Raw genomic sequence first — 18,527 nt, 5'->3', positions numbered from 1 at the left:
TTTATATAAATGCATTTAATAACATTAGAAAAATTAGGAGTTTATATTAAGTTTCATGGAGAATATGATTTGTTATTTGAAAAAGGTGTGAAAGAAAGTGAACGAAAAGGGATTACAGGAGAAGAGTTTGGATTTATTCATCAATTAGTTTCAAATATTACTATGATTAATACAAATAAGTATTCGAAAGAAATGGTAGCATTAATGGAAAAAGAGAATGAACAATGTAGAAAGTTCATGACCGATGATGTATACAATAAAATTTTAGAATATGACTGGAGTAATATTTAGTAATGTTATTAAATGCATTTAAATAATAATTAATTTGAACTATTTAATTTTATTATCACTATTAATACTGATTTTGTTTTTTCTTTTTAGAAAAAATAAACAGAAAAAACTAATAAAAATAGTAGAACCTAATATTGCATTAGTCTCAATGTCTACAGATGAAGGTGTTTTAGAGTTGGTAAGGCAAGATTCTTTCTTATATTCGAATATATATAAAAATGTATATCAAAGAAATGTAAGGAGTATTTCAGAATTATTAAATCTGATTGAGGATAATTATGATTTATTACATTTTTTGATAGATATTAATGAAGAAGGAGAAATAATGGATAACGATGGAAATATGATTAAACTTTCTGTTTTAATTTCAAAAATCCAAAAAATGAAAACTAAACATCTATTTTTTGCAAAGGATAATAACTATGATAATTATCAAAATGATATAAAAGGATTAAAAGTTTCAATTAATCTCGTAATGATAATTAATAGAAAAGGGCAATCTTTTAATAAATTCTTTAAAAAGTTATTTACAAAAATGAGTTTAGGAAGAACTATGGCTATGTCATGGAGTGAATCAGCTAAGGATAATGAAACGCCAGATGCATTATATATATCAGGAATTGACGATGATGTTATTTTGCTTTCTGATAATTGATTATAATCCACCAAAAACCCAAACGCATAAATTATCCATTCCATATCACACACCCACCAAATCATGATATGGTAATCAAATGAATATGAATCAAATAATATTCATGTAAGCTAAAAAAGAAAGAACGAGTGTACAATATGTGCGCTCGTTTTTTTTATGCAGTATTTTTAAGGTTAGACCAAATGGTCAAGAGTTAATTTTATTTACCTACCATCACTAACCTAAAGTAAGTTCTTACTTAAACTTTAATAAGTTCATCTAACGATACCTCAAATACCTTCGCAAACTTAACAATGGTTGATAATTTGGGTTCTTGAAGCCCTTTCTCATATTTACGGATACTTTCCCTATCAATACCCATTTCAACTCCAACTGAAAATTGGGTCATTTTTCTTTCTAATCGTAATTGTTTGATACGTTTACCAAATTTTATAACAACTTCTGGTACTGGTTTTTTTCTGATTCGAGACATATACAAATTTGAGCAATTGAAGTCGTATTTAAGGGAATGTATACAAAGGGTTGTTTAATATGCTTTTGTTTTATATATTTGACTTCGCAAATCAAAATTTTAACCATGAAAGAATATCTTATAGACCTTTATAAAAAAGGTGGTGGGTTACCAAGGTAATATAGACCTCAACAAAGGAAAAATCCACATCCCTGGGACTAAACGCAGTAATGCAAGGAAACTGGATTTAAAACGAGTTCAAACTAATCTTTTAAGACAGTATCTGGAACATGACAGAGCAATACTCCAAAAGAAAATAAACTGTTATACAGAGGCTTTATTTTCGCTTAATTCCACACGTTACAATAGCATGACCCATGACATCTGTAATAAACTAAAAATGATTAACCTTAGAGTTACCAACTTCAGACAAATCAGGTCTTCCGTAATTACCTTATGGACTGAAAAACATGACCTTAGAAGAGTCCAAATCATGGCTGGACATCGATACATTTCTTCCACCGAAAAGTATCAGAAAACAGACCTCAAATCGTTATACGAGGCTATCACGCAGTATCACCCATTGCAATAATATTTTGTAAATTACTTCCTACTAATAAATGTAAGTCGTATATTTACGCTTCTCCTATTTTAAATTATTAGCATTACCCTATTTAATAATTTTTATGCTATAAGTTTTTTCATTTTTATGGAAGGACTCAATTTATTTTGTTAGTTAAATGGATTTAAAGAATGACAATTTTAGAGTAACATCATTAAAAGTCAATGAGAACCCCTTTTTTGGTGATAATACATTCAACTTTGTAGATGACAAAGACAATCAAGATTCAATTTACACCACAGTTATTATTGGCCCTAATGGTACTGGAAAAAGTAATTTGTTTCGGTTTATTATCGAGCTATTTAGGGAACTATGGACTCTAAAGGTTGCTGATAAAAGAACCTATAATGTCAAAGGTAAATTTAGATTGGAATATTATTATTTCGGTGATAAGTATATTTATTCCAATTATAGATTTGATGATGGAAGTAATAAGTATATACAAGAAGATTTAAAAAAGACTTCTATCTATTTGCTTAAAAATGATGAGCTTGTAAGCTTTTCTGAAGCAGGTTTTCCCGCATCAATTATTGCTAATTCAATAATGCTAACTGATAAATATCTTGTTACAAGGAATAAACTTGAACAAGGAGCATTTAGTCCTTATAAATATTTAGGAGTAAGAAACAGACCTCAACAAGCTAGTACCCGCTCTTATATACGAAAGACAGTAGAATTCATTGTGCAAAACATTGATGGTATGTTATTTTTAGATGGACTGAAAAAAACCACAGATTTCCTTAACCTTGGAAGCTCAGTTCAGGTGATATACCAAACTAGGTACACGAAATCTTATTACACGGGAAATATTAAGCCAAAGGATTTAGAAAACTATTTTGATGAAATTGATGAAAAATATAAGGACTCTAATAAAATTCCCCCATTTAAGCTAAACTACTTCAAAAGATTGAAAAAAGATTTTGGTTTGAATGGAGTTTGTAATTTCATGAACGAATTAGTTAAACAAAATAGTCTTGAACATATCTATAGAAGTTCCAACAAAAAAATCATTTATGATATAATTCAGAATGACACTAACAAAAAAGAGATAGCTTCTGATTTCTCTAATTTAGAACATTTGAGAAATTTAGGATTTCTTACACCCCCGGAAATAAAACTTGATAATGGCAATTTTCACTTACAAGAAAGTAGCTCTGGAGAATATCATTTCTTTTCATCAATGGTCGGTTTACTAGCTACTGTCAAACCTTATAGTTTAATTTTTATTGATGAACCTGAAATAAGTTTACATCCTAATTGGCAAATAAAATACTTAGAATTCCTTAGAGAGGTTTTTTCCCATTCGGCATATGCTTCATGCCATTTTATGATTGCAACTCATTCACATTTTCTCATTTCAGATTTAAAAGGAAAAAGCTCTAAAATCCTAGGACTTAGTAAGCAACAAAGAAAATTAAATATTTTTGAGTTTTCTGAAAACCTGAATACTTATGGATGGTCAGCTGAAGATGTTCTATTCAGAATATTCAACTTAAAAACTTCTCGAAATCACTATTTTGAAATGGCTGTAGCTGATTTAATAGACTTGCTTTACTCAAAAAGCAGAGACACAAAAAAAATAAATAATATTTTAAAAAACCTAAAAAGGTTAGATACTTCTGACAGTGACCCTCTAAATGAATTAATTGTTGAAGCTGAAGAATACTTAAATGATAACACAAATTCCTAATGCAGTTACTTTAACTGTTAATCAAGAAAATCATATACAAGGAATCCCTACAGCTGATAAAGTTGCTGAATGGAATAGAAATACACAAATGGTAAATTCTATTAAGAATTCCATTAAGTCTCAACTAGATATCTTACAAAGCAAAAAATGTTGTTATTGTGGATTAGATTTATATGAAACATCAAGAGCTGAAATTGAACATATAGCTCCAAAGGCTTCCAGAATCAATGATTATCCAGAATTCACATTTGAAAAAGAAAATTTAGCACTGGTGTGTGGGTTTTGTAATGGCTCTAGTAAAAAAGGTGAAAAAGATATTGTTTTAAATAGAAACAATATTTATTCTAACTGCACATTTAAAATTGTTCATCCATATTTTGATAATCCAAATCATCATTATGAATGGATTAACAACAGTACCCAAATATTAATTAGGCATAGAACTAGAAAAGGACAATTCTCTATTTTACTTTTTGGATTGAATACAGAAACTCATTCCAATGCAAGAGGTAAACAAAGAATCTATGAAAAAAAAGTAAAAAGGAGATTAGCAAGACATAATGCTATAGACAAATTTAAAAGAATTATTGGATTCTCTAGAAAGATTTAATCACAGCCGGACATTGTATTTCTATTACAGAAAAGCACCTTAAAAAGAGACCTCAATATATTTCATCAGGCTATAGCTATATATTACACAATACTGTGAAATTTTGTAGGACACTTCTCCTCTTTACTTGCAAAATTGATGTATATTTACTGCTCTCTCAAGAAATAATTTTTAGCACTGCGGATTTCCGCAAAAACTTTATGAGTCCTTTCAATATATTGGCTCACTTATTAATTTAAAACTTTAAGATGCATCCATTTTTATTAATTGCTGTAGCAATAGGTGTTGGTAAATTATTTGCAAAAATATTTAAAAACAACCCTGAATTAGGTGAAATCACTCATAAGGATATTTATAAAGATTTTCTTATCGATATTGATAAAAATGATTTAACTGAAAGGATTCTTAAACAAAAAACAACACGCTCAATAAACCTAATTATAGAAAAGCATAAAAGTTTTAAAATTGGAAAAACTGGTAATCCAAAAAGTAGGACAGCCAATCATAAAATTTATGACAGAATGTTTCTGCTTTGTTCATCTTCTGATAAAGAAATGATTAATGTTTTGGAAGGACATTATAACGATAAATATTTAACTCATAAAAAAAATGACAATAAGAAAGGTGGCAGTGCTGGAGATGCAAAAGCAATGAATGGTAGATACTATTTGTATATAGTTACAATAAATAAAGGATGACAGAAAATTTAAATATAGAATATGATGCTTTTTTAAGGTCAATAAAAAGGAATAAAGATATCCCTCATTCCTTATTAATAGGTGCGGGTGCATCGATAAGTTCTGGAATACAATCAGCTTACGATTGTATTTGGGAATGGAAAAAAGATATTTATATTTCAAAAAACCCTAATGCATCAAAGTATTATAATAATACCAAAAATGATTCTGTAAAAAATAGTATTCAATTATGGCTAGATACCGAGGGAATATATCCTAAATTAAATTCAGAAGAAGAATATTCCTTTTATGCTGAAAAAGCATATCCTATTGAAGGTGACAGAAGGAAATATTTTCAATCGCTAATAGAAGGTAAAGAACCATATATAGGATATAAGTTATTGTCGCTATTAAGTGAAAAAGAAATTGTCAAAGCTGTTTGGACTACTAATTTTGATGGTTTAGTGATAAAGGCTGGGCATCAAGGAAAAATAACACCTATAGAAATCACTCTTGATAGTGTTGATAGAATATATAGAAATCAAAGTAGAAATGAAATTCTTTCTATAGCCTTACATGGTGACTATAAATATAGTTCTTTAAAAAACACTTCTGAAGAACTAGATAGTCAAAATGAGGTGTTTATAGAAGCTTTAGAAAGGTATCACCATGACAAAAATTTAATCGTTATTGGTTATAGTGGAAGAGATAAGTCATTGATGGCAGCACTAGCAAAAGCATTTTCAAAAAAAGGAGAAGGTAGAATTTATTGGTGCGGATATGGTCATAAGATTAATCCAGAAGTTGAAGAACTTTTAGTTAATGCCCGAAAGTCAGGTAGAGAGGCTTTTTTTGTTCCTACAGATGGTTTTGATAAAACAATATTACATATAGCAAAGTCTTGCTTTGAAAATGACAATTTGGCTTTAGAAGAAATAGCAGAAATTCTAGCTTCATCTGGTGCTGAAAATACAGAGGTTTCTAAATTCACCCAACAAATACCAAAAACAGATAAGTATATTAAGAGTAATTTACATCCGATTACATTTCCTAAAGAAGTTTTTCAGTTTAAATATGAATTTGGTGAAAGAAAAAGGTGGGCTACATTAAAAGAACTTACTAAAGATAAAGACACATGTGCAGTTCCTTTTAAAAATAAAGTATTTGCCCTTTCCACATTATCTGAGATAAACAAGGTTTTTGGGGATGGGATTAAAGGTGATATTTCCCGAGTACCAATATCAAAGAATGACATTAAGAATGTTACTAATTTTAAAACTTTGATGTTACAAGCTGTAGTGAAAAGTTTATCAAAAAATGATATTATTGAGTCTAATAATAAAGATAAATTGTGGATTAAAAAACCAGTAAAGAATGTTGTTGAAAATGGTCAGCAGATAAGTATTCATAATTCTTTACTACTTTCTTTCTTTTTTGACTATCATAAAAAGTATGCTTTTTTAACTTTTAGACCATCTGTACATTTAAAAAGCCAAGCAGAAATCTCCAAAGAAGTTAAGCAAAATCTAAGTAAAACTTCTTTAGAAAAATTATTCAACAAACAGTATGATGAAATTTTAGAAGGTTGGAAAAACACACTATTTAAGGGCTCAAATCTCAAATTTGAATTTCCAAACCAATCAGGTACAGGGTTTGAATTTTCACTTTCAAAAAGCACTTCATTTGCCGAAATAATGGTAGCAGATAAAAACTTTAGAGCCTACCAACCAAATAGATATGATAAAAGATTAACACAACATAAAGGAGTTCAGTTTTTAGAACCACAATTAATTTTTACAAATATTAATTCTAACAAGTTATTTAAGGATTTCCACCCAATGAGAGCTTTAAAGAATCACAAGCCATATGACTCTCAATTAAATGGCGTAATATATTCTAATGAAATTAATTTAGGTGTAATTTGTGGTAAGAATTATTCAAAGATTTTTTTCGAGTTTTTAAATGGATTAAATCAAAGACATAAATCAAATGTTAATTTAGATTATTTAATTGATTTTCCGGGATTTTCAACAGCTTATAATATTCCCATAAATATTCCGCTCCCAGAAGATGAAGATAAATGGCTAGATATTGAAATAAGCCATTCCAATGGAGAGGTAAAAGATATTGCGCTAAATTTAGCTAGATTAATTACCTCTAAAATAGAACAATTAGCTAATAAAGAAAGTCAATCAACAATAGTAATATTTATTCCTATAGAATGGGAACCATATTATAGATATGAAGAAAATGGTGAGGAATTTGATTTACATGATTATATTAAAGCATATGCTGCTTCAAAAGGTGTTTCCACTCAACTTATACAAGAAGATACACTTCATGATAATTTAAAATGCCAGATATTTTGGTGGCTATCATTATCTTTTTATGTAAAATCTTTGAGAACACCATGGGTTTTGAATAATACAGAAAAAGATACGGCATATGCTGGAATAGGTTATAGCCTAAAAAGTACAGGAAACAAAACTGATATAGTCGTAGGATGTAGTCATATATATAACTCTGAAGGACAAGGTTTAAAATACAAACTATCCAAAGTAGATGATTTTTATTTGGACGGTCAAGCCAATCCTTTCCTCTCTTATAATGATGCTTTTCAATTTGGAGTATCAATAAGGGAATTATTTTATAACTCTATGAATAAATTGCCATCTAGGGTAGTAATTCATAAAAGAACTCGATTTACCAAAGACGAGATTAAAGGAATTACAGAGAGTCTACAAATGGCAGGAATTCATAAAATTGATTTAATAGAAATAAACTACGAAGCGGATGCAAGGTTTGTAGCTACAAGTGTTTATAATGGAGAAATGCAAATAGACAGGTTCCCATTATCAAGAGGTACATGCATTATTACAGGGGCAACGACAGCCTTATTATGGACACATGGAATTGTACCGTCAGTAAAGAACCCAAGCTATCGATATTATTTAGGTGGTAGAAGCATTCCAGCTCCTTTAAAAATAATTAAACATCACGGTGATTCAAATATAAATACAATAGCAACGGAAATACTTGGATTAACAAAAATGAATTGGAACTCTTTTGATTTATATACCAAGTTACCTGCCACAATTAATTCCTCAAACCAAATAGCTAGAATAGGTAAGCTATTGTCACGCTTTGAAGGAAAAACATACGATTACAGATTATTCATATAACTAATAAAAATAATTTATTATGACTTTTTATGATAATGATGGAAACCCTCTCTTTTACACAGATGATAATGAACATTTGTTTGATTTTGATGGAGAACCTCTAGCATATCTTTCAGACGATTCAATTTACGATTATGATGGAAATCATCTAGGTTGGTTAGATAATGGTTGGATTATAGATTCAGATGGAGATTGTCTTTTTTTTAGTGATAAGGCAAGTGGTGGACCGTTTAAACCCTTTAAATCTTTTAAGCCTATAAAAGGAGTGAAATCCATAAAACCTATAAAGGGAATTAAAGAGATTAGACCAATAAAGCCTATTAAATCTTTTAGTTGGTCTGATATAAGTTTTGATGATTTTTTTAAGCTATAATACAAATAGTCTTATTTTTTTAATGTGATTTGATTACTTAATTTTGATTGTATAAAACGTTCTTTAAAATAATTACCACTAATTGAAAGTTAGGTGAAAATAGAAAACTAAGGTAAAGCTCTTTTTTGTAAGCAGGGTATTACTCTTTTGGTCTTAAACATAAAGGGTATAATACGGTAGTAAATTCTAGTAATCCTGCGCTTAAGAAAAAATATAACCAGAAAGAACTCCAAGACGAACTTGGGTTAAATTTATATGATTATAGTGCTAGAAATTATGATGCAACTCTAGGAAGGTTCATGAGTATAGATCCGCATGCGTTTAGATACTATAATAATTCTCCTTATAATTATGTTGCAAACAATCCAATGTCTAACATTGATCCTGATGGAAAAGATATTATTGTTAAAAGGAGAAAAAAGAATTTCTTTAGAAAAAAAGACAAAGTTGTAATCAAATTTAGAGGCAAATTATTTAATAATTCATCGACAAAATTATCTAAAAAACAATTGAGAGTAGTTAAAAACAATATAAAAAATCAAATCAAGCAGACGTATAAAGGGAAAGGGCAAAATATTAAATTTGTTGCAAGAACTAACATAAAACTGGGTAATTCTAAAAACCTAAAAGCGACGGATCATGCTATAAGGATACAAGACCCGATGAATGTTATGCCAGGAATGACTCCAGCATTTGCAAAATTACTAGGAACTATACCTATTGGTTTTGCAGAACCAGGAGACAATTCAGTAAACCTTTCTAGTAAATTACTCGGTAGAACTGTTGCTAAAAAAGGAAAATATAAAGGTACTGGACTTACAATTACAGGACTTGGTACTATAGGAAGAAGTGCAGCTCATGAGTTTGGGCATTCTGGAACTTTAGAAGGAGGTCCTGACAACCCAGCTGGTCATCCTCAGGTTGGCACTATGGATGGTAATATAATGCATCAAGCATATCAGCCAAATGCTGGGGTTAAAGCTACAGAAGAACAGATATTAAAAATAGAAAAAGCATTTAATAATGGACAACTTAATAGTGGAAAACAAACGGCAACAGAAGATTAAATTATTAATATTTATTATGTTCTGTGCAACTAATTTATTTGCACAGAAACATATTGTTAGTATTGATTTTCAGGAATATTTTAAAAATGATACCATTAGTTTATTAGTTAATGACACTAAGATTATTGAAAACTTGAATTTAACTAGTAATAAAATAGTTGGTCTTTCTACGTCATCAAGGATAATAGAATCAAAGGAAAAACAGTTAAAATTCGAATATGCAGATTTCTCTAAACCTGAATCTGAATCAATTGATTTAAAAGAACTAAAAATAGATCAGCAGTTGAAAATAAGTATTAAGTATAATGATCATATTTTTAGCAAAGAATTCTATATTAAAGATGGAAAATATATTGGAGTCTATAAAGATAAATGTAATTCAATTAAGTTCCTACAATCGGAAAAAGGGTTTGAATATCAATAGGGTCATCGTCCAAATTAGTTGATAGTGAAAATTAAACATTTAACTATTTGGTAATCAGTTAAAATAAAAATTTTAAATATTAAAACAGGTGTGCTTATGGTATGCCTGTTTTGGTTTGTAGTCTAAATTTTTGATGTGATTTTGGTTATTTGTGTTATTGTTGAGTAATAGAAATAATGGAAATGGAGTTGAAAAATGATAGTGTTGTGTTGTGTTTAAAAAACTATACTTGATTTCTTGTATTTTCCTTGTATTTACTGGGTTTATAATAGATATGCTACTGTTCATTAAACTCTAATTTTACTTTTAGTTTTTTGAACTAGTTTAATGTATTTTGTACATGCTATGTATAACGAAACATGTAGATAATAGAACTTTTAGAGAACTATCCGAACTTATAGAACATATTTATAGAACTTTAGTTCGTTTTTGTTCGCTTTCTTCAACGGTACCTAAAATTTAGATTTTTTTTATATGTACTGATATTACTTGTACAAAAGTGTCTTTTGTTAAAACAAAATCCATAAAAACCCTCAAGTAGTTTTGTGTATTTTGAATGAGTTTTTTGAACACATTAGGATTTTTTAAAAAAGGGAATAAAATAACAAGGAGTGTTCCTAACAAATAAGAAAGTCCGTCAGAAAGCAAGTTTATTAAGATGTTATTTAACACTTCCATTAGTTCAAATATACTAAATATGCTATAATTGACTTCTTATTTAATAAAAGTCAATCCTGTTTCAGCTTTAATATATAAATCTCCTTGCTCACTATATTTGATATTAGTTATTTGATGATTTGTTGTTTTATTTAGTTCTTCCAAATAGCTCAAAGCTCTTTCGACATCATTATCAGAAAGATTATTATCAATAAAATTTTCTAATACAAATTTATTATTAAGCTCTTGCTTCAGATAACTTTTTAGTAATATTTTTCGTGGCACAATCGAATTTTTTAATCAAATATTTTCCCAGTAAGATTCAGACATTCCTTTTTTCTTCCAAATGGTTTCATCTTTACTTAAAAATTTAAAAAGAGTTTTTTTAAACAGAACATGATGTTCTTTTCCCCCGCTACCGCTAGTTTGCAACTAGTGGCGTTAAGAGTAAGAATATTATATATAAAAAGCTTTTACAGCTTAATGTAAAGGCTTTTTTACTAAAATATTTATAATTAATTTCTTGCCACTAAGTAAAACTTAGCGGTAGCAGCCGCTAAGCTTAGCTTAGTGACGATAATGAATAAACAAAACAAGCTGCACAAAAGCTTTTATACTAAAAAATGCAAAGTTTTTTGTGTTATAGTTAGTGTTCGCGTCCACTAGCTAAAAGCTAGCGGTAGCAATTTAAAATACCTATTGTTTTTGCTATATTAGTATTATGAGTAGAAACTATAAATTTTATAATGAATCAGGTTTATATTTTGTATCGTTTGCTACTGTAAATTGGATAGATGTTTTTACAAGGCAAGCTTACTTTAATATATTGGCAGATAGCATCAATTTTTGCAGAACAGAAAAAGGTATGGAATTGTATACATATTGTTTTATGCCAAGTCATGTGCATTTTATTTTTCGTTCAACAAATAAAGATCCATCAGGATTATTAAGAGATTTTAAAAGACATACATCAAAAAAGATAATAGAAGCCATAGTAAACAATCCACAAGAAAGCAGAAAAGAATGGTTATTATGGATGTTTGAAAGAGCAGGAAAAAAGAGTGCAACTACAGGTAAGTATCAATTTTGGCAACATCATAATAAGCCTATAGAGTTATGGAGCGAAAAAGTAATCAAACAAAAAATAGATTATATTCATAATAACCCTGTAGAAAGTGGTTTTGTAACAAATACTATAGACCGGAAATATTCGAGCGCTAGAAATTATCAAGATGATAACACTGTTTTAGAAATAGACTCTATTGGCTTTTTTGAATAGAATTAATTTAATAATGAATTTATTAGTACAGTATTCGTTGTAAGCAAATGCCAGCCAGAACAAACGGTATACTATATAATTCCTCGGTTTCGTGCCTCTTCAAGTAATAAACGATCATTATCTACTTTAAAAACACTTTTTAAGTTGCGTTTTCTTTTTTCTATACTACTTAATGATAAAAAAACCAGATCTGGCAGATCTTTACTCTTTATTCCTCTTGATAAATGATAAAGAATTAATCGGTCTGTTTTATCTATAGAAATATGAGAAGAAAACTGACTACGCAATAAGCGAAGAATAGATGCACTATAAAAAGGGTTGTTTTCAATTACAGAACTAACTGCCTGTATCAAATCATTTGAGTTAATATCGCTTTTAAGTATTACACTATCTGGGTTAAAAGTTTTAATCATTTCCAATATCAAGTAATTATTAAAGTATGATGTTAGTAAAAATAATTTAGCATTAGTAAAATCATATCTAATGGTAGCTATTAAATCTTCTATAATAGTATAGCGTTGAGTATGATTAGGAAAAAGGTCAACATTAAAAAATACAAAGTCTAGTTGTTCTACTTTTTGGATTACTAGATAAGCCGCTTTATAGTCTTTAGTTTTATAAATAGAAAAATTAATATCTGATATTGTTTTTAAAGTCGATTCTATAGAGTGAGAAAATAATGCTTCATTTTCTATTATAAGAATACTCTTTGATTTGTTCATGAATATCGATTTTTTATAAAGTTATATTTTGAATAACTTATATACAGATGAAAATGAATAAACGGTGCTTTTAACTGAGTAAATGAACCAATAAGAGTGGGGAATTAAAAAATTCTCAAAATTTATGCCAAAACCCCGATAAAGGTAATTTATAATAAGGGAATGAAAAAAGGGTAATAAAAAAGGCTATAATTTAAAAATTATAGCCTTTTTTATTTTTAGGGATATAGATGAAAATAGATGCTTATATAGCGCACATAAAACGGTTATAAGCAATGTTGTTGCTATTAAAATAAAGTAAGTTGGGAATCAAATTCCCTTAAAATTCTGAAACAAGTTATATTTACTTGCCTAGTATTCTAAACATTCCTGTACCGCATGTAGGGCATTTTCCCTTCATAGCTTTTCTACCATTTTTCATAGTAACTTCGGCACCATCTTTAATTTCTTTTTTGTCTTTACATTTTACACAATATCCTTCCATAATGTTTTAGTTTTTTGGTTTCGTTAAAATTTGTCCTCTTAAAGATAGTTATATCTTGAATGACAACAAATAAAAAAGGCAACAAATTATTTTATTATTCCCCTTCCCCACTCTGCATGGTATCAATTGCAAATTAATGAAACAAAAAAAACCTCAAGTTAAAAACTTGAGGTTTTGCTCTTAAGTGTTATATAATGGTGTTTACTTCAAGGTAAACTCTGAGCTAGAAACTAAATCTTTTTCGTTAAAAACGTTTACTGTATAACGTCCTTTTTCAAACTTTTCTGCCCCTTTTGATGCAACAAACTCACAAATATTAAGGCTTCCATTTTCATAATTAAACTTGCTTATTATACTATAGTTTAATGTTTTTTCTCCAAACTGTACTTGCTCGTTTGATCCTAATGTATTGTTTTTAGGGTCGATAACTTGTACGTATAATTCTTGGTCTCCAGCTTGTACCAATGCATTTTTTGCAACAGTAAAACAAACTCTAATTTTATCAACTCTAGAAGCTCTTTCAGTTGGAATTAATTTACCAGAAGTTCTTTCAATAACTCCAAAACCTTTTAAACCTACAGTGTTTAAAACTGCTGCATTTTCAACAACTTCAGCTAAAGCTGTATTTTGTACTAATAAAGAATCTGTAAACATAGTACGCTCTTCTAAACGCACTCTTGTGCTATCTAACGATGTTGCTAAATAAGAATTCTCTACTCTTAACGAATCGTTTTGTGCTAATAACACATCCATTTCTTTTTGTAAAGACTGATATTTCTTTTTGTATCTCCATAAACTCTTTACGTTTGTTTCAGATATTTTTAAAGAATCAATTAAACCTTGAATTCTGCTTCTAGCTTCAATTAAATTGTTATTTGCTACTTCGTTTTCTCCAATAGCTTCATCATATTGCTTAGCCATGGCATTTAAGTCATTCATTACTAACTGCTTTTGCTCAGTTAATTCTTTTTTATCCTCATTACTTTTTTGATAAAGGTTCATGGTATAAAAACCTGTTCCTAAAAATAAAACTAAAGCGATTCCTAAAGCCACTTTTAATCCCATATTACTTTTGCTATTTTCCATAATTTTACTTGTTTTAATGTTTGTGAGTCTAACTGTTAATTTAAATTTTTAATACTTTAACTTTCCTAATGTTTTTAATAAATATTGATTAATTTTAATCTTCAAAATAAATTATAATTACTAGATGGATAAACTTGTTTTATTTAACAACATTACGCTTAATAAACTATTAAACAAACGTACTGGTGAATCCAAATTTGGCGAACATGTTAAAATGTTAACCGATATTTCCAATATATACGAACAACTTAAAAGTTTGGATGTTACACATGTAATAATTGGGTTGCCTGAAGATGTTGGTGTTTTTGCAAACTACGGAAAAACAGGAGCTTCACTAGCTTGGGAAGCCACAATAAAAGTTTTATTAAACATACAAAGTAATACATTTACTAAATCAAATTCTGTTTTAATTTTAGGGCATCTAGATTTTTCTGATGAATTATTAGAAGTTTCAAAACTCAATCAAAGTAAAAAAAGAGATATTCAAAAAGCTAGAAAAATTGTTGAACGTATTGATAATTATGTAGCACATATAATGCAATTAATTATTTCGTCTGGAAAAAAAGCTATAGCTATAGGTGGCGGGCATAATAACGCGTACGGTAATATTAAAGGCGCATCATTAGCGTTAAATAAGCCCATTAATGTTGTTAATTTTGATGCGCATAGCGATTTCAGGTCAGAAGAAGGCAGACATAGCGGAAATGGTTTTAGTTACGCTTACGCGGAAGGGTTTTTAGAGCGTTATTTTATTTTTGGATTGCATGAAAACTATACTTCTGATACCATTTTTAAGACATTAGATAAAACCAAAACGATTAAATACAATACGTTTGAAGCCTTAGAAGTTAGAAATGAATTAAAATTTAATAAAGAATTAGAGCAAGTTTCCGAATTTATTTCAGAAAACAAGTTTGGTATTGAAATAGATTGTGATGCCATTGAAAATATTCCAAGCAGCGCAATGACTCCATCTGGGTTTAGCACAAAAAAAACGAGACAGTTTGTTAGTTTTTTTGCAAAACATAAAAATGCTACATATTTGCATATTTGTGAGGCTGCACCTAAAAAGAAAACGGCAAATCAAGTTGGTAAGCTTATCACCTATTTAATTACAGATTACATTAAAGCTTAAAAAAATATAGGTAATTAAAATAAATTTTATAAATTTACATAAGCACTTATATAAATAGCAATATTATGGATGCATTAAGAGGATTAGGTGAGCTAGCTTTAGGGTCAAGATTAAAAAGAGTAAGCGAATATATGATGAAGGAAACTCAAATTGTATACGATTATTTTAATATAGATTTTGATCCTTACCTATTTCCAATATTTAAAATAATAGTGAATAAAGATGGGGTTACAAATACAGAAATACAAAACGCTTTGCAGTTTTCACAACCAGCAATAACTCAAGCAATTAACAAATTGAACAACAAAGGCTTTATAATATTTAAGCATGATGAAGTAGATAAAAGAAAAAAAATAATTCATCTATCTAAAAAGGGAAAAGATTCAATAATAAAACTAAAACCTATTTGGAAAAGTATAGATGTAGTTATTAAAGACTATACTTTAGAAACATCTAGTTCTTTAATTGAACATTTAAATTCTCTTGAAAACAAACTTAATACTAAAAGCTTTAGTGACACAATAATTAAACATATTAAAATGAATACTACAAAAACACGGGATATAGAAATCATTTCGTTTGAAAGTCAATATTCAAAAGACTTTTACGAACTAAACAGAGAATGGCTACAAACTTATTTTTATGTTGAGCCTTATGATGAAGAGGTACTAGGTAAGCCTGAAACTTATATAATAAATAAAGGCGGACACATATTTTTTGCAAAAAAAGACAACCAAATTGTTGGTACTGTAGCATTAATGCCAATTGGTAACGACGGCTTATTTGAGTTAACTAAAATGGCAGTTTCGCCAGAAAGTAGAGGTTTAAAAATTGGACAGCATCTGATGCAATACTGTATTGATTTTGCAAAATCAATGGGGTTGCCAAAACTTATACTCTACTCTAATAGAAAGCTTGAAAATGCTATTTACATTTACAGAAAGTATGGGTTTATTGAAATTCCAATAGAGTCTGATAGTCCATATAACCGCAGCGATATAAAAATGGAATTGGTTTTTTAATCTGATACTTTAACAAATAAAAAAACGCAACCATAAAGGTTGCGTTTTTACTTTTAACTTAAGTCTTCCGACTTCAAAGTTTTTATTTTACTTCTTCAAAGTCTACGTCTTCCACATCACTTCCTTCTGGATCAGTTTGCTCACCTGCACCAGCATCTGGTCCTGGTTGAGCACCACCTTGAGCTTCAGCTTGTGCTTTGTACATTTCTTCAGAAGCTACTTTCCAAGCTTCATTTATTTTATCTAAAGCAGGTGTAATAACCTCTAAATCTTTAGTTTCATAAGCTTTTTTCAATTCTTCTAAAGCATCAACAATTGGTTGTTTTTTATCATCAGATAATTTATCACCAAACTCCTCTAATTGTTTTTCCGTTTGGAAAATCATAGAATCTGCTTCATTTAATTTTTGAGCTTGCTCAGCTGCAGCTTTATCAGATTCAGCATTTGCTTCAGCATCTGCTTTCATTTTCTCGATTTCCTCTTCAGTTAATCCTGAAGATGCTTCAATACGAATATCTTGAGTTTTATTTGTTGCTTTATCAGTAGCCGATACTTTAATAATACCATTGGCATCAATATCAAAAGTTACTTCAATTTGAGGTGTTCCTCGTCTTGCTGGTGGAATACCATCTAGGTGAAAACGTCCAATCGTTTTATTATCAGCTGCCATTGCTCTTTCTCCTTGTAATACATGAATTTCTACAGAAGGCTGATTATCTGCTGCTGTTGAAAATACTTGCGATTTCTTGGTAGGAATCGTTGTATTTGCTTCAATAAGCTTAGTAAATACATTACCCATAGTTTCAATACCTAAAGATAAAGGTGTTACATCTAAAAGTAATACATCTTTAACATCTCCTGTTAATACACCACCTTGGATACCAGCACCTAAAGACACAACTTCATCAGGGTTAACCCCTTTACTTGGAGCTTTTCCAAAGAATTTCTCAACCGCTGCTTGTACTGCAGGAATACGTGTAGAACCTCCTACTAAAATCACTTCGTCAATATCACTTTTACTTAAACCAGCTGCTTTTAATGCAGACTGACATGGCTCAATAGTACGTTTTACTAAATCATCAATTAATTGCTCAAATTTAGAACGTGTTAATGTACGTACTAAGTGTTTTGGTCCACTAGCAGTAGCCGTAATATATGGTAAGTTAATTTCTGTTTGTGCAGAAGATGATAACTCAATCTTCGCTTTTTCAGCAGCTTCTTTTAAACGTTGAAGAGACATAGGGTCTTGACGCAAGTCCATATTTTCTTCAGCTTTAAATTCATCAGCTAACCAGTTAATGATTTTCTCATCTACATCATCACCACCTAAGTGTGTGTCTCCATCAGTAGATAATACTTCAAATACACCATCACCCAATTCAAGAATAGATACATCATGTGTTCCTCCACCAAAGTCAAAAACCACTATTTTTTGGTCTGTGCCTTTTTTGTCCATACCATAAGCTAAAGCAGCTGCAGTAGGCTCGTTAATAATACGCTCTACTTTTAAACCAGCAATTTCTCCTGCTTCTTTAGTAGCTTGACGTTGAGAATCATTAAAGTAAGCCGGCACTGTAATTACAGCTCTAGTTACATCAGCACCTAAATAATCCTCAGCTGTTTTCTTCATTTTTTGAAGAATCATAGCCGACAATTCTTGTGGTGTATATAAACGCCCTTCAATGTCAACTCTAGGTGTGTCATTATCACCTTTTACTACTTTATATGGTACGCGTTCTGCTTCTTTTTTAGATTCAGAATATTTATTTCCCATAAAACGTTTAATAGAATAAACGGTTTTTGTTGGGTTTGTAACTGCTTGCCTTTTTGCTGGATCACCAACTTTAATTTCGCCTCCTTCAACAAAAGCGATAACCGATGGTGTAGTACGTTTACCTTCTGCGTTTGGGATAACAACAGGTTCGTTACCTTCCATTACAGAAACGCAAGAGTTTGTTGTTCCTAAATCGATTCCAATAATTTTACTCATAATATTTTTACTTTATAAATTGTGTTGAATTTTCTTTTTAAATTTCGAATTGTTAAAGTCAATGATTATGCCATTTGAATAATACTGACACGTTGTCATTTTTTTATACT

At 29.6% G+C, this 18,527-nt stretch carries 18 protein-coding genes and 1 pseudogene; 13 read left to right on the top strand and 6 right to left on the bottom strand.

From position 1 onward, the window contains the following. Nucleotides 1-9 precede the first annotated feature (9 nt). Nucleotides 10-291 (top strand): hypothetical protein, encoded by a 282-nt coding sequence (locus M3P09_RS07925; RefSeq protein ID WP_249972697.1) that lies wholly within the window; start codon nucleotides 10-12, stop codon nucleotides 289-291. A 34-nt stretch (nucleotides 292-325) separates the two neighbouring features. Next, entirely contained in the window at nucleotides 326-946 is a 621-nt protein-coding gene (locus M3P09_RS07920) for a hypothetical protein (protein ID WP_249972696.1), read from the top strand. Nucleotides 947-1,184: 238 nt separating this feature from the next. Here M3P09_RS07920 and M3P09_RS07915 read toward each other — a convergent pair whose 3' ends face one another. After that, entirely contained in the window at nucleotides 1,185-1,418 is a 234-nt protein-coding gene (locus M3P09_RS07915) for a helix-turn-helix domain-containing protein (RefSeq protein WP_249972695.1), read from the bottom strand. Between the two features lie 139 nt (nucleotides 1,419-1,557). Here M3P09_RS07915 and M3P09_RS17470 point away from each other — a divergent pair, with 139 nt between their 5' ends. From M3P09_RS17470 to M3P09_RS07880, 8 genes and pseudogenes are all read left to right on the top strand, one after another. Next, a complete protein-coding gene (locus tag M3P09_RS17470) occupies nucleotides 1,558-1,989 on the top strand; it encodes a tyrosine-type recombinase/integrase (RefSeq protein ID WP_430886764.1) in 432 nt (143 codons plus the stop codon). A 148-nt stretch (nucleotides 1,990-2,137) separates the two neighbouring features. After that, the gene (locus tag M3P09_RS07910; protein ID WP_249972694.1) at nucleotides 2,138-3,709 is read left to right on the top strand and encodes an AAA family ATPase; all 1,572 of its coding nucleotides are present in this window, start codon (nucleotides 2,138-2,140) and stop codon (nucleotides 3,707-3,709) included. Then, nucleotides 3,690-4,319, top strand: a complete 630-nt coding sequence (locus M3P09_RS07905; RefSeq protein WP_249972693.1) for an HNH endonuclease family protein — start codon at nucleotides 3,690-3,692, stop codon at nucleotides 4,317-4,319. Before M3P09_RS07910 ends, M3P09_RS07905 begins: the two co-directional genes overlap by 20 nt. A 248-nt stretch (nucleotides 4,320-4,567) precedes the next feature. Beyond that, on the top strand, nucleotides 4,568-5,017 hold the full coding sequence (locus tag M3P09_RS07900) for a hypothetical protein (RefSeq protein ID WP_249972692.1): 450 nt from the start codon (nucleotides 4,568-4,570) through the stop codon (nucleotides 5,015-5,017). Next, complete coding sequence (locus tag M3P09_RS07895; RefSeq protein WP_249972691.1) at nucleotides 5,014-8,178, top strand: SIR2 family protein; 3,165 nt, start codon at nucleotides 5,014-5,016, stop codon at nucleotides 8,176-8,178. Before M3P09_RS07900 ends, M3P09_RS07895 begins: the two co-directional genes overlap by 4 nt. Before the next feature lie 19 nt (nucleotides 8,179-8,197). After that, nucleotides 8,198-8,551, top strand: coding sequence for a 4-fold beta flower protein (locus tag M3P09_RS07890; protein WP_249972690.1), 354 nt, complete (start codon nucleotides 8,198-8,200; stop codon nucleotides 8,549-8,551). Nucleotides 8,552-8,700: 149 nt separating this feature from the next. Beyond that, nucleotides 8,701-9,618, top strand: a pseudogene (locus M3P09_RS07885) (RHS repeat domain-containing protein); the annotation flags it as partial. Between the two features lie 16 nt (nucleotides 9,619-9,634). Continuing rightward, nucleotides 9,635-10,042, top strand: coding sequence for a hypothetical protein (locus tag M3P09_RS07880; RefSeq protein ID WP_249972689.1), 408 nt, complete (start codon nucleotides 9,635-9,637; stop codon nucleotides 10,040-10,042). Nucleotides 10,043-10,756: 714 nt separating this feature from the next. On the opposite strand, the gene M3P09_RS07875 is transcribed toward M3P09_RS07880, so the two are convergent. Beyond that, nucleotides 10,757-10,984, bottom strand: coding sequence for a hypothetical protein (locus M3P09_RS07875; RefSeq protein ID WP_249972688.1), 228 nt, complete (start codon nucleotides 10,982-10,984; stop codon nucleotides 10,757-10,759). Between the two features lie 436 nt (nucleotides 10,985-11,420). Here M3P09_RS07875 and M3P09_RS07870 point away from each other — a divergent pair, with 436 nt between their 5' ends. Further along, nucleotides 11,421-11,978 (top strand): REP-associated tyrosine transposase, encoded by a 558-nt coding sequence (locus M3P09_RS07870; protein WP_249972687.1) that lies wholly within the window; start codon nucleotides 11,421-11,423, stop codon nucleotides 11,976-11,978. A 71-nt stretch (nucleotides 11,979-12,049) separates the two neighbouring features. Here the strand turns inward: M3P09_RS07870 and M3P09_RS07865 are convergent, their stop codons facing one another. The 3 genes from M3P09_RS07865 to M3P09_RS07855 all read right to left on the bottom strand — a co-directional run bounded on the left by M3P09_RS07865 (nucleotide 12,050) and on the right by M3P09_RS07855 (nucleotide 14,270). After that, the gene (locus M3P09_RS07865; RefSeq protein WP_249972686.1) at nucleotides 12,050-12,700 is read right to left on the bottom strand and encodes a hypothetical protein; all 651 of its coding nucleotides are present in this window, start codon (nucleotides 12,698-12,700) and stop codon (nucleotides 12,050-12,052) included. A 343-nt stretch (nucleotides 12,701-13,043) separates the two neighbouring features. After that, on the bottom strand, nucleotides 13,044-13,184 hold the full coding sequence (locus M3P09_RS07860) for a DUF5679 domain-containing protein (protein ID WP_158231475.1): 141 nt from the start codon (nucleotides 13,182-13,184) through the stop codon (nucleotides 13,044-13,046). Between the two features lie 201 nt (nucleotides 13,185-13,385). After that, a complete protein-coding gene (locus M3P09_RS07855) occupies nucleotides 13,386-14,270 on the bottom strand; it encodes a chromosome partitioning protein ParA (RefSeq protein ID WP_099565763.1) in 885 nt (294 codons plus the stop codon). 124 nt (nucleotides 14,271-14,394) lie between these two features. On the opposite strand from M3P09_RS07855, the gene M3P09_RS07850 reads away from it, so the two are divergent. Together M3P09_RS07850 and M3P09_RS17430 are read left to right on the top strand one after the other, a co-directional pair. Next, complete coding sequence (locus tag M3P09_RS07850) at nucleotides 14,395-15,405, top strand: formimidoylglutamase (RefSeq protein WP_249972685.1); 1,011 nt, start codon at nucleotides 14,395-14,397, stop codon at nucleotides 15,403-15,405. A gap of 65 nt (nucleotides 15,406-15,470) precedes the next feature. Then, complete coding sequence (locus tag M3P09_RS17430; RefSeq protein ID WP_347709807.1) at nucleotides 15,471-16,427, top strand: GNAT family N-acetyltransferase; 957 nt, start codon at nucleotides 15,471-15,473, stop codon at nucleotides 16,425-16,427. Nucleotides 16,428-16,509: 82 nt separating this feature from the next. On the opposite strand, the gene dnaK is transcribed toward M3P09_RS17430, so the two are convergent. Next, complete coding sequence (gene dnaK, locus M3P09_RS07835) at nucleotides 16,510-18,417, bottom strand: molecular chaperone DnaK (protein ID WP_249972684.1); 1,908 nt, start codon at nucleotides 18,415-18,417, stop codon at nucleotides 16,510-16,512. Between the last annotated feature and the right edge of the window lie 110 nt (nucleotides 18,418-18,527).

It is taken from the genome of Jejuia spongiicola (genome assembly GCF_023502325.1).
Taxonomy (GTDB): domain Bacteria; phylum Bacteroidota; class Bacteroidia; order Flavobacteriales; family Flavobacteriaceae; genus Wocania_A; species Wocania_A spongiicola.
Note: the sequence above shows the minus strand (reverse complement) of the source record. Positions and strands in the feature narration are given on the sequence as shown.

Bases quoted from the DNA above. Each gene is read 5' to 3' on its own strand.
- M3P09_RS07905 (WP_249972693.1), top strand. From the start codon at position 3,690: ATGATAACACAAATTCCTAATGCAGTTACTTTAACTGTTAATCAAGAA.
- M3P09_RS07900 (WP_249972692.1), top strand. From the start codon at position 4,568: ATGCATCCATTTTTATTAATTGCTGTAGCAATAGGTGTTGGTAAATTA.
- M3P09_RS17430 (WP_347709807.1), top strand. From the start codon at position 15,471: ATGGATGCATTAAGAGGATTAGGTGAGCTAGCTTTAGGGTCAAGATTA.
- M3P09_RS07890 (WP_249972690.1), top strand. From the start codon at position 8,198: ATGACTTTTTATGATAATGATGGAAACCCTCTCTTTTACACAGATGAT.
- M3P09_RS07880 (WP_249972689.1), top strand. From the start codon at position 9,635: ATGTTCTGTGCAACTAATTTATTTGCACAGAAACATATTGTTAGTATT.
- M3P09_RS07860 (WP_158231475.1), bottom strand. From the start codon at position 13,184: ATGGAAGGATATTGTGTAAAATGTAAAGACAAAAAAGAAATTAAAGAT.
- M3P09_RS07850 (WP_249972685.1), top strand. From the start codon at position 14,395: ATGGATAAACTTGTTTTATTTAACAACATTACGCTTAATAAACTATTA.
- M3P09_RS07865 (WP_249972686.1), bottom strand. From the start codon at position 12,700: ATGAACAAATCAAAGAGTATTCTTATAATAGAAAATGAAGCATTATTT.
- dnaK (WP_249972684.1), bottom strand. From the start codon at position 18,417: ATGAGTAAAATTATTGGAATCGATTTAGGAACAACAAACTCTTGCGTT.
- M3P09_RS07870 (WP_249972687.1), top strand. From the start codon at position 11,421: ATGAGTAGAAACTATAAATTTTATAATGAATCAGGTTTATATTTTGTA.
- M3P09_RS07855 (WP_099565763.1), bottom strand. From the start codon at position 14,270: ATGGAAAATAGCAAAAGTAATATGGGATTAAAAGTGGCTTTAGGAATC.
- M3P09_RS07915 (WP_249972695.1), bottom strand. From the start codon at position 1,418: ATGTCTCGAATCAGAAAAAAACCAGTACCAGAAGTTGTTATAAAATTT.
- M3P09_RS07910 (WP_249972694.1), top strand. From the start codon at position 2,138: ATGGATTTAAAGAATGACAATTTTAGAGTAACATCATTAAAAGTCAAT.
- M3P09_RS07895 (WP_249972691.1), top strand. From the start codon at position 5,014: ATGACAGAAAATTTAAATATAGAATATGATGCTTTTTTAAGGTCAATA.
- M3P09_RS07925 (WP_249972697.1), top strand. From the start codon at position 10: ATGCATTTAATAACATTAGAAAAATTAGGAGTTTATATTAAGTTTCAT.